The 10,334-nt window shown below is 61.1% G+C and carries 10 protein-coding genes; 3 read left to right on the plus strand and 7 right to left on the minus strand.

Translation table 11 applies throughout. From position 1 onward, the window contains the following. Nucleotides 1–109: 109 nt before the first annotated feature. From AB4N73_RS13055 to AB4N73_RS13075, 5 genes are all read right to left on the minus strand, one after another. Complete coding sequence (locus AB4N73_RS13055; protein WP_016770808.1) at nucleotides 110–334, minus strand: MbtH family protein; 225 nt, start codon at nucleotides 332–334, stop codon at nucleotides 110–112. Between the two features lie 83 nt (nucleotides 335–417). Then, a complete protein-coding gene (locus tag AB4N73_RS13060; RefSeq protein ID WP_460143557.1) occupies nucleotides 418–1,830 on the minus strand; it encodes a diaminobutyrate--2-oxoglutarate transaminase in 1,413 nt (470 codons plus the stop codon). Between the two features lie 142 nt (nucleotides 1,831–1,972). Beyond that, complete coding sequence (locus AB4N73_RS13065) at nucleotides 1,973–2,458, minus strand: GNAT family N-acetyltransferase (RefSeq protein ID WP_375122466.1); 486 nt, start codon at nucleotides 2,456–2,458, stop codon at nucleotides 1,973–1,975. Between the two features lie 216 nt (nucleotides 2,459–2,674). Further along, nucleotides 2,675–4,000 carry an ATP-binding protein gene (locus AB4N73_RS13070; RefSeq protein ID WP_095182170.1) on the minus strand — a complete coding sequence of 442 codons (1,326 nt, stop codon included), beginning with the start codon at nucleotides 3,998–4,000 and terminating at the stop codon, nucleotides 2,675–2,677. Continuing rightward, nucleotides 3,997–4,677, minus strand: coding sequence for a response regulator (locus AB4N73_RS13075; protein WP_039759813.1), 681 nt, complete (start codon nucleotides 4,675–4,677; stop codon nucleotides 3,997–3,999). Before AB4N73_RS13075 ends, AB4N73_RS13070 begins: the two co-directional genes overlap by 4 nt. Before the next feature lie 155 nt (nucleotides 4,678–4,832). On the opposite strand from AB4N73_RS13075, the gene dsbD reads away from it, so the two are divergent. Genes dsbD through dsbG form a run of 3 tightly spaced genes read left to right on the plus strand, consistent with a single transcriptional unit; the run spans nucleotide 4,833 to nucleotide 8,193 of the window. After that, nucleotides 4,833–6,566: a protein-disulfide reductase DsbD gene (gene dsbD / locus AB4N73_RS13080; RefSeq protein ID WP_460143558.1), complete on the plus strand. Its 1,734-nt coding sequence runs from the start codon at nucleotides 4,833–4,835 to the stop codon at nucleotides 6,564–6,566. Beyond that, nucleotides 6,566–7,447 (plus strand): TlpA disulfide reductase family protein, encoded by an 882-nt coding sequence (locus AB4N73_RS13085; protein ID WP_217851618.1) that lies wholly within the window; start codon nucleotides 6,566–6,568, stop codon nucleotides 7,445–7,447. The genes dsbD and AB4N73_RS13085 overlap by 1 nt, the downstream gene beginning before the upstream one ends. Beyond that, nucleotides 7,423–8,193: a thiol:disulfide interchange protein DsbG gene (dsbG, locus tag AB4N73_RS13090; protein WP_110601469.1), complete on the plus strand. Its 771-nt coding sequence runs from the start codon at nucleotides 7,423–7,425 to the stop codon at nucleotides 8,191–8,193. Before AB4N73_RS13085 ends, dsbG begins: the two co-directional genes overlap by 25 nt. A gap of 30 nt (nucleotides 8,194–8,223) precedes the next feature. Here the strand turns inward: dsbG and AB4N73_RS13095 are convergent, their stop codons facing one another. After that, nucleotides 8,224–9,252, minus strand: a complete 1,029-nt coding sequence (locus AB4N73_RS13095) for a ParB/Srx family N-terminal domain-containing protein (protein WP_041478460.1) — start codon at nucleotides 9,250–9,252, stop codon at nucleotides 8,224–8,226. An 88-nt stretch (nucleotides 9,253–9,340) separates the two neighbouring features. Continuing rightward, nucleotides 9,341–10,153 (minus strand): alpha/beta fold hydrolase, encoded by an 813-nt coding sequence (locus tag AB4N73_RS13100; protein WP_460143559.1) that lies wholly within the window; start codon nucleotides 10,151–10,153, stop codon nucleotides 9,341–9,343. Nucleotides 10,154–10,334 lie beyond the last annotated feature (181 nt).

A 10,334-nucleotide genomic window follows, 5' to 3' on the forward strand; every position in this document is an offset into this window, starting at 1 on the left:
GTGGGAGCGAGCCTGCTCGCGAAGAGGCCCGCACCCACAACGTCACTCTCCAGACATGAAAAAACCCGCTGACCCTCACTGGTCCAGCGGGTTTTTTATGCCCGGTCGCTTATTGCGCCGCGACTTGCGCATCCATCTTCTGGCGCAGGCTCAATGGGCGCATGTCGGTCCAGACTTCTTCGATATAGGCCAGGCATTCCTTTTTCAGGCCGCTCTTGCCCACGGTGCGCCAGCCTTGCGGCACAGCTTTGTAATCGGGCCAGATCGAGTATTGCTCTTCGTGGTTGACCACGACCTGAAAGAGGATGTCCTCGCGGTCGAATACTGACGTCATGCTGGTTCTCCATCGTTGTAAGGTCGGCTGCACAACGGATGCAGCCGGGGTATGTAGAAAGAACGTTCGCCGCGCGGAAAAATTTACAGCGCGGCGGTGGCAGCGGCCAATGCGCGACCAAAGATCTCGGCCACCCGATCGATTTCCGCTGCGCTGATCACCAGCGGCGGCAGGAAGCGCACGACCGCGCCATGGCGGCCGCCCAGTTCCAGAATCAGGCCACGCTTGAGGCATTCACGCTGGACCAGTGGCGCCAGACGTGCAAATGCCGGTGGGTGACCGAGCGCATCGGGCGCGCCGTTCGGGTCGACCAGTTCGACGCCGAGCATCAGGCCACGCCCACGGATATCGCCCAGTTGCGGGAAGTCGCGCTGCAGAATGTGCAGATGTTCGCTGAGCCGCTCCCCCATGGCAGCGGCGTGTTCACAGACCTTGTGCTCTACCAGATAACGCATCACCGCTGAACCGGCGGCCATGGCCATCTGATTGCCACGGAACGTGCCGGCGTGGGCGCCCGGTTGCCAGGTGTCGAGCCAGTCGCGGTACACCACCACCGCCAAGGGCAGGCTGCCACCGATGGCTTTGGACAACACCACCACATCCGGAACGATGCCCGCATGTTCAAAGGCAAACATCTTGCCGGTGCGGGCGAACCCGCTCTGGATCTCATCAACGATCAGCGCCACCCCGGCCCTTTCGGTAATTCGGCGCAAGCCACGCAACCACTCGATATCGGCCGGAATCACCCCGCCCTCGCCCTGCACCGCTTCGACGATCACCGCCGCCGGCAATTGCACCCCGGCCTCGGGATCGTTGAGCAGGCTTTCCAGATAACTCAGATTGGCGTTGACGCCCGCCGCGCCGCCGAGGCCGAACGGGCAACGGTAGTCGTAGGGGAACGGCATGAACTGCACGCCATTGCTGAGCAAGGCACCCAGTGGTTTTTTCGGCCCCAGGCTGCCCATCAGGCTCAACGCACCCTGACTCATGCCGTGATAACCGCCGGAAAATGACAGCACAGTACTGCGGCCAGTGGCCGTGCGCACCAGTTTCAGCGCTGCTTCCACGGCGTCGGTGCCGGTCGGGCCGCAGAACTGGATTTTCGCCTGCGCCGCCAGCTCCGTCGGCAGCAGTCCGAACAGATCCTGGACGAATTGATCCTTGACCGGCGTGGTCAGGTCGAGGGTGTGCAGCGGCAACTCATCGGCGAGCACTTGCTGGATCGCCTCGATTACCACCGGATGGTTATGCCCCAGCGCCAACGTGCCGGCCCCAGCCAGGCAGTCGATGAAGGTACGCCCTTCGACATCCTCGACATACAGGCCCTTGGCACGCTTGAGCGCCAGCGGAATACGCCGAGGATAGCTGCGCGCGTTGGACTCCTGACGACTCTGGCGCGCCAGTAACGGGGATTCGTTGAATTCGTATAACGTTTCTGCCGGCGCCGAGGCGACCCGGGCCGACGACGCTTCGATAAGACTGGTGGCGACTGACATCTCTCGACCCCTCAATTCGCTATGGATAGTGACCAGAACAGCACACCGACAGGTGCGCGTTCCGGTCGCGGGGCGCACTTGCAGGTTTTCCTGTTCTGGAAACGCTTCAGCGCGGTGCGGATTTACACCCTTGATCGAGTTGTCAGGCCGGTGAGGACAAAGGTTTGTGCAGCGGCACGGTCTGCACGCCGGTGGAGAGGCCGGGTGGCGCTGCCTGTTGGTAACCCAAGTGCCGATAGAACGCCTCGGCGGTGCGGGTGCTGTTGAGGTAAACATGCTGCACACCGCGAATGCGCAACCAACCTTCGAGATTGTGCATCAGCGCCCGGCCGACGCCCCGGCGAAAGGATTCAGGCTGGACGTAACACAGCGGGATTTCGCCACTGACCCGGGCCATGCCGACACCGACGGGTTTGTCTTCGAACGAAGCGATACAGAGATAGAAGTGTGGGTCGGCGAGCCGGCTACTGATGAAATCGGCGGAGGAGCGGTTGAGCCAGTCGCTGACCAGAAGTGGATGGTTGCGGTGATCGAGTGCACATCCGATACGGATCGAGCGCTCGACAATACGGTTGATGATGCCGGTGTCGGCCAGAGTGGCCGAACGAACGCAGACGGGTGCTTCCATGGCGCAGTTCCCTCAATCCTTTGAGTCAAAGCTGGGTTGACCTTAGCCCCAACCCTGACGGATTGCGAACGCCGAGAAGTTACATTTGATGTGGAAGAAAGTGATCATTTGTGGGAGCGAGCCTGCTCGCGAAAGCGTCAGGCCAGTCAACGTCGATGTTGAATGACTTACCGCATTGGCGAGCAGGCTCGCTCCCACAGGGGATCTGAGGTGAGATCAGAGGGCTTGCAACGGCATGGTCAGTTCGACCCGCAGGCCATCCGGGCGGCTGTCGAAATGCAGGGCACAATCACAGCGCTGAACGATCGCCTGGACAATCGCCAGCCCCAGCCCGCAGCCGGTGCTCTGCCCGTTGCGCCAGAAGCGCTGGGTCAGATGTTGCAAGTCATCCGGCGCAATGCCCGGGCCATGGTCGCGCACGACAAAACGCACACGATTGCCGATGCTCTCCAGGCTAACCTCGACCGCACAATCTTCTGACGTGTGGCGCAGGGCGTTGTCGAGCAGGTTGCGCAATGCAGCAATCGCCAGCACGGCAGGCATTTGCAGAGGCGCGGCGGACAGATCGTCAGGCACGTGCAGTTTGATCCGCAGCCGTTCACCGCCAGTGGCGTCCTGGATCGCCAGTCTGGCCACTTGTTCGGCGCTGCATTGCGAGCCGTCATCAAACGACAGACTGCCTTCGACCCGCGCCAGCAACAGCAATTGCTCAAGGGTGCGATGCAAGCGATCGGCGCCCTCCTCGGCGCGCGCGAGCGACTGATCGCGGGCGCTGCCGTCGGTCATGCGCGCCACTTGCAGGTGGGTCTTGATCGCCGTCAGCGGACTGCGCAGTTCATGCGCGGCGTCGCCGGTCAGACGACGTTCACGTTCGATGGTCTTGCCGATGCGTTGAAACAACTGATTCTGAGTTTCCAGCAACGGCTTCAATTCGCTGGGAAACGCCTGCAACTGCAAGGGTTCAAGAGAGTCGGCATTGCGCCGCATCAGCGCCTCGCGCAGACGATTGAGCGGCGCCAGGCCCTGACCGATGCCCAGCCACAGCAGGCACAGGCAACCCAGCAAGGCCACACCGACCGGCACCGAAGCAGCGAGCAGAATCGACATGTTCAAGGCTTCGCGCTCGATCTGCCGATCCGCCGTAGTGATGCGCACATCGCCGCGGGCCAGGGTGAAACTGCGCCACGGGGCGCCGTCGATCATCTGATCGTGGAAGCCCATTTTCTCGGCTTCCAGCGCTTGCTCGGGGTTGTTGTGGCTTCGCGCGAGAATCTCGCCGCGCAATGAGCTGACCTGACAAGCCATGCCACCGGGAATATTCAGCTGTTCTGCGCTGAAATGGGTGCCCTCGCCCTTGCTCGGCAGCGTCGGCAATTGCTCGAGCAAACCGGCGACCATGCGCGCCGAGGCCACCAGACGCTGGTCGAGGGAAAACATCATCTGATTGCGCAGGTCGCTGAGCATCCACGCCGCCGCCAGCGCCCAGATCAGCGCGAACGCCGCGCCAAGCGTCAGGCTCAGGCGCAGTCGCAGACTCATCATTTGCCTTGCTCTGCGCCATCGGCAGGCCCGAGGCGATAGCCCAGACCGCGCACGGTTTCAACGATGCCTTTGCCAAGCTTGCTGCGCAGATGATGGATATGCACGTTCAGCGCGTTGCTTTCCAGTTCGTCGTTGAAGCCGTAGACGCTGTCCTTCAGTTGCTCGGTGGACAGCACCCGGCCGCGATTGTGCAGCAGCGCCTGCAACAGCGACTGCTCACGGCGCGACAAGTCCACCGGTTGCCCGGCCAGACGGGTTTCGCGGCTGCTCGGGTCGTAGGTCAGCGCGCCGTGCTCGATCAGATTGACGCTACGCCCTGCCACCCGGCGCAACAGGGTTTGCAGGCGAGCGAACAGTTCGCGCAGGTCGAAAGGCTTGAGCAGATAGTCGTCGGCGCCGGCCTGCAGACCATCGACACGATCGGTCACCGAGTCACGGGCAGTGAGGATGAGAACCGGGATTTCCAGGCCGCTCTGCCGCAACTGTTGCAGCAACTTGAGGCCATCTTCGTCCGGCAGGCCGAGATCGAGCACCATCACATCGAATTCGGCGACCTTGAGCATCGCCCGCGCCTTGGACGCGGTGTTGACGTGCTCGACGGTCAGGCCCTGGGCGGTGAGGCCGGCAACGATGCCGCTGGCAATCAGCTCGTCGTCTTCGCAAACCAGTACGTGCATGGTGAATCCCACAGGAAAAAAGCGGATTAGGCAGTTGGCCGATTAAGCTGACATTATGGCGCCCAACGTCACTGCGACAAGGGCATGGCGGTTAATCATCGGTTAATCGCCGCTGCCCATTGTGCACCTCACTTGCACAGGGACAAGGCTTCTCCATGCGTCATTTTTTTGTTTTGTTTGCGTTACTGATCTCGGGCCTGGCCCAGGCTGGAAACAATCCTTTCGATACGAAACCGGACTTCTTGCCGGTCGACCAAGCGTTCGTGTTGACTTCCGAGCGTCTGGATTCAGGCGAAACCCAGCTGTTCTGGCAGATCACTGACGGCTACTACCTGTATCAGAAACGCCTGAAATTCGATGGACTGGCCGCCGATCAGCAGCCGGTGTTGCCTGAAGGCGAATCCCACAGCGATGAGTTCTTCGGCGAGCAGCCGGTGTACCGCCAAGGGCTGGAAGTAAAAATCCCGGCGGCGGCCAGCGGTCAGATCAAAGTCAGCTATCAAGGTTGCGCCGATGCCGGTCTGTGCTATCCACCGCAAACCAGAGTGATCGATCTGGGTGGCAAAGCCGCAGCAACAACAGGCGCTGAAGCCCCGGATCAGGCGTTGGCCAGCAGTCTGCAACAACGGGCGCTGGGCTGGAGCTTGCTGGTGTTCTTCGGACTCGGTCTGCTGTTGGCGTTTACCCCGTGTTCGCTGCCGATGCTGCCGATTCTCGCCGGGATGATCGTCGGCAGTGGCGCCACACCACGGCGCGGGTTTGCCTTGGCCAGCAGCTACGTGATCTGCATGGCACTGGTGTATGCGGCGATGGGCGTGATTGCTGCGCTGCTCGGTGCGAACCTGCAGGCGTGGTTGCAGAATCCTTGGTTACTCGGAGCATTTGCCGCCATTTTCGTGGTGCTGGCATTGCCGATGTTCGGCTTCTTCGAGCTGCAACTGCCGGTGGCCCTGCGTGATCGCCTGGAACATGCGTCGCGCAGCCGCAGCGGCGGCAGCCTGATCGGCGCCGGCGTGCTGGGCGCATTGTCCGGTCTGTTGGTCGGGCCGTGCATGACCGCGCCACTGGCCGGCGCGCTGCTGTACATCGCGCAGAGCGGTAACGCGTTGCACGGCGGTCTGATTCTGTTTGCACTGGGCATCGGCATCGGTGTGCCGCTGTTGCTGCTGGTCACTGTGGGCAACCGTTTCCTGCCGAAACCCGGCGCGTGGATGAATCTGCTCAAGGGCATATTCGGCTTCCTCTTTCTTGCCACTGCATTGTTGATGCTGCGCCCGGTACTGGACCCGTCGTTGTGGCTGGGGCTGTGCGGCGCTCTGCTGTTGATCGCCGCTTACAGCGCTTGGAAACAATCCGAAGGTTTTGGCCGCGTCGCACAGATGTTTGGCGCGCTGTCCCTGTTGCTCGGTTTGTGGGGCAGCTTGTTGGTGATCGGTGCGGCGGGTGGCAGCGATGATCCGTATCAGCCATTGCAGGTCTACAGCGCCGGCCCTGTCGCCAGCGCGGCGCCGACGGGTCACGATGCCTTTAGCACAATCAAGGAACCGGCGGCACTGCAACGCGAACTCGACGCGGCCAAGGCTCAGGGCCAGTGGGTGTTGCTCGATTACTACGCCGACTGGTGTGTGTCGTGCAAAGTGATGGAGAAGAAGGTGTTTGGTGAAGCCAAAGTCATGCAGGCCCTGAGCGATGTGCGCCTGCTGCGCCTGGATGTGACCGCCGACAACGCCGCCAGCCGCGAGCTGCTCAGCCGTTATAAAGTGCCGGGGCCGCCGACGTTCATCTGGATCGGCGCCGACGGTGAAGAACGCCGCAGCCAGCGCATCACCGGCGAGGTCGATGCCGAGACCTTCCTGCAACGCTGGTCCGCCACCCGAGATGCCAACTGATGCTGACGTTCACCCTCGGCACCTTCGCCATCGCGCTCAACCACCTGCTGCTGATCAGTGCTTTGGCGCTGGCGACGTTTGTCGGCTGGCGAGTGGCCAAGCGCGGCGGCGAGAACCCCGAGTCGGCGCTGTTCAGCCTGTTCTTGCTGGGCATGCTTGCGGCGCGCATTGCGTTTGTCGCGCTGTACTGGTCGCACTATCGCAATGACCCGTGGCAGATCATCGATCTGCGCGACGGCGGTTTTCTCGCCTGGCCCGGGGTCATCGTGCTGTTGCTGGCGGCGTTGTATCGCGGCTGGCGCCGGCCCGCTTTGCGCCGCCCGCTGGGCTTCGGCGTGGTCAGTGGCGTGGCGTTCTGGCTGCTTGCCACCCTGTCGCTGAATATCTACGAACAGGGTACGCGCCTGCCGGATATATCCCTGCGCAACGCCGCTGGCGAAACCATCAAGCTCAGTGAGTATCAGGGCGGGCCGCTGGTGATCAACCTCTGGGCGACCTGGTGCCCGCCGTGCCGGCGGGAAATGCCAGTACTGGAGAATGCCCAGCAACAGCGCCCGGATCTGACGTTCTTGTTCGTCAATCAGGCCGAAAGCATGCAAAGCGTGGCAACGTTCCTGGAAACCCAGGGCCTGAGCCTGAACAACGTGCTGTTCGACCGCCGCGGCCGTCTCGGTCAGGCCGTGGGTTCCATGGCGTTACCGACTACGCTGTTCTATAGCCCGGACGGTCGCTTGCTGACCAGTCACCTCGGTGAACTGTCGAACGCCAGCCTGGCCCGCGCTCTGGAAACCTTCGACACTTCACCTTCAAGCCCGAATCAGGCCGTTGCCCCGGCCAACTCTGCAAGGAAACTGCCATGCCCCGCCTCCGCCACCTGCTGACGCTGACCCTGGGCACTGCCCTGCTGCACTTGCCGTCGGTGCAGGCCGCTGAAGAACTACCCGCAGCGATCAAAAAAATCGAAGCCAAGGGCGCGAAAATCGTCGGCCAGTTCGACGCCCCTGATGGCCTGCGCGGGTACGCCGCGCAATACCAGAATCGCGGCATGGCGCTGTACCTGACCCCGGACGGCAAACACGTCGTGGTGGGCAATCTATACGACGCCGACGGCAAGGACCTGAGTAGCGAGCCGCTGCAGAAACTGGTCTACGCACCGATGTCCAAGGAAGTCTGGGCCAAGTTCGAGGCGAGCAACTGGATTCAGGACGGCAACAAGGATGCACCGCGCACGGTGTACCTGTTCAGCGATCCGAACTGCCCGTACTGCAACATGTTCTGGGAACAGGCGCGACCATGGGTCAAGGCCGGCAAAGTGCAGCTGCGCCACATCATGGTCGGCATCATTCGCGAAGACAGCCCGGGCAAATCAGCCGCGCTGCTGGCGGCGAAAGACCCGGCCAAAGCCCTGCAAGATCATGAGAGCGCCGGTAAGGGCAGCGCCCTCAAGGCGTTGAAAGACATTCCGGTCGCCGTGCAGAGCAAACTCGCGGCGAACATGCAGTTGATGGAAGACCTCGAACTGCAAGCCACCCCGGCGATTTTCTATATGGACGACAAAGGCGAGTTGCAACAACAGCAAGGCGCGCCATCGCCGGACAAGCTGGTGAAGATTCTCGGGCCGAAATAGTCTTCACAACCACTGACCGGTGCGGGTCTATCAGTACTCACACCGCTCGATAATGTCCTGCAAGTGCTCGGTGTTTCCCTGTTCCGTGAGAAAGCTTGTCACCTCAGCGCACCACGCTTGGTCTGAAGGAATACCGGCCCAAGCGTGCGTCCCTGCCCAATGCCAGGGACGGTCGTCAAACGTATTGATCAGCGCCTGATTGAATGTGTGAACGTTGAACTTGGGATGTCTCGCGTTCTGCAACATCAACGAACCGAACACGCGCTGTTGCGTTGCTTCGCATGGTTTGACTTGCTGGGCTTTGGTCGAGCTCAGGACAATGAAATCAGGTTTGACACCTTCATCGAGCGCGGCCTGCAGTCTGTAATGTCCATCGATGATCACGTAAGAACACAGTCCGCCCACATACCAGAGCAGGATCGGCGGCAAGCTGCCCTCCCTGGCTTTTTTGCGCCACCATTTGAGGCGACCTGCAAAAGGGTCCACCGTGTGCAGACCGATCAAGTGTCCCAAATCCCAATCAAGCCAATGCACGGTGTGCGGTTGCACGTTGTCGAGAATGCCCTCGCCGCGCGCGTACCAGTTGGGCAGATGGCTGGACGCCTCGGCCGGGGTGGAAAAATACCAGCCATCCGGACCGGCAACGGGTTTGTATCGGCTAACTGCTGGCAATAAAGGGCGCGCCACCCAGTGGCCGGGATAGAGAAAGTCCGCCTGATTGTTCATCAACTGGTTTATGAAATAGCGACACCAGCGCGGGAAGCGCTCTTGGACGGGTAATTCAAAGTGCTCCTGAACGTCAGCCGAAACGATGGGGGGCACGGATGGCGATTCCAGTTGAACGGGCCGCGGATTGCGAACCAGCCAAGCACCGTAATATGAGGTGGCAATGGTCGCCCAGAAGAGTGGGCTTTCATTGAGCATCAACTTCATCCGCCCGTTGTTACCACTTTGCAGATGAAGCGGCGGTTTGCTTGATTTCGGTCGGTTGACCTCAATACTCAACCCAACCCACTTGTCCTCAAGATCCCTGAGGTCACGCCACCAGAACTGTTGCACGTCATTCCCTTATCAAATGCTTTTATAGATGAGTTTCACACTCGTGATTGCATGGTGACCTGCTCGCGAATGAAGCTCACTCGGTGTGTCAGTTGCGCTCGCGGAGAAACGCCAGCAGCGCCTCAGTGACAAACCCGGGATTCTCCAGATTGGAAATATGCCCCGCCTCCGGCACCAGCACGCACGGGCAACCGATCAATTCAGCCATTTCCCGTGCTTCCGAGGGTGGCCGTGGTTTGTCCTGATCGCCGCACAGCACCAGCGTCGTCGCCGGGTTCAGCTCGCCCAGGCGTGGCAACAGGTCGTTGCGGCCAAACGTGATGCGTCCCATCGGCACGATGCTTTCGCGCAGACGCTCGGGCGAATAGCCCTTCAATTTCGCGCGAAAGTCCTGATACAGCGCCGACTGCGGGTCGATGCCCGGGCGGAAGAAGATTGGCACAACGACGTCGAGCAATTGTTCGGAGATGGTGCCGCTGTCTTCGATCTGCTTGAACAACGAGAAGTAATACTGGCGCGTCGGTTCCGGCTCGACACCGACGTAGGTGTCCATCAGCACCAGACCGTTGAGACGTTGCGGTGCGGACAGTGCCAGGCGCGTGCCCCACATGCCGCCGACCGAAAGCCCGACGAGGGTGACGCGGTCGATGTCCAGGTGATCGAGCAAGGCCTGCGCCTGTCGGGCGATGTCGTCCAGCGATGTGGTGCCTTCGGGTAACTTGCCGGACTCGCCATGCCCCCACAAATCCAGGGCAATGACGCGATAATGCGGGGTCAGCGCGGCGATCTGCGGCGCCCACATCGCTTGATCCCAGAGATAACTGCCAGCCAGCAACACGGCCGGGCCGGTGCCTTGATCAATGTAGTGCAGTGCTTGTCCGTCAACCGTGAAAAAGGGCATCGACCACCTCCGCGAGAAAAAACAGAACCGGCAGACTGAGCTGCCGGTTAATGATCGTCAAGGATGGAAATGTACAGTCATGTACTGGTGATTTGTGTTGAATTCACCGGCGCCATCGCTGGCAAGCCAGCTCCCACAGGGTTCAACGTCGTTCACAAGATTTGTGCTCACCGCAAAAACT

It is taken from the genome of Pseudomonas sp. S3_B08, assembly GCF_054667725.1.

Bases quoted from the DNA above. Each gene is read 5' to 3' on its own strand.
- AB4N73_RS13055 (WP_016770808.1), bottom strand. From the start codon at position 334: ATGACGTCAGTATTCGACCGCGAGGACATCCTCTTTCAGGTCGTGGTC.
- AB4N73_RS13060 (WP_460143557.1), bottom strand. From the start codon at position 1,830: ATGTCAGTCGCCACCAGTCTTATCGAAGCGTCGTCGGCCCGGGTCGCC.
- AB4N73_RS13065 (WP_375122466.1), bottom strand. From the start codon at position 2,458: ATGGAAGCACCCGTCTGCGTTCGTTCGGCCACTCTGGCCGACACCGGC.
- AB4N73_RS13070 (WP_095182170.1), bottom strand. From the start codon at position 4,000: ATGATGAGTCTGCGACTGCGCCTGAGCCTGACGCTTGGCGCGGCGTTC.
- AB4N73_RS13075 (WP_039759813.1), bottom strand. From the start codon at position 4,677: ATGCACGTACTGGTTTGCGAAGACGACGAGCTGATTGCCAGCGGCATC.
- dsbD (WP_460143558.1), top strand. From the start codon at position 4,833: ATGCGTCATTTTTTTGTTTTGTTTGCGTTACTGATCTCGGGCCTGGCC.
- AB4N73_RS13085 (WP_217851618.1), top strand. From the start codon at position 6,566: ATGCTGACGTTCACCCTCGGCACCTTCGCCATCGCGCTCAACCACCTG.
- dsbG (WP_110601469.1), top strand. From the start codon at position 7,423: ATGCCCCGCCTCCGCCACCTGCTGACGCTGACCCTGGGCACTGCCCTG.
- AB4N73_RS13100 (WP_460143559.1), bottom strand. From the start codon at position 10,153: ATGCCCTTTTTCACGGTTGACGGACAAGCACTGCACTACATTGATCAA.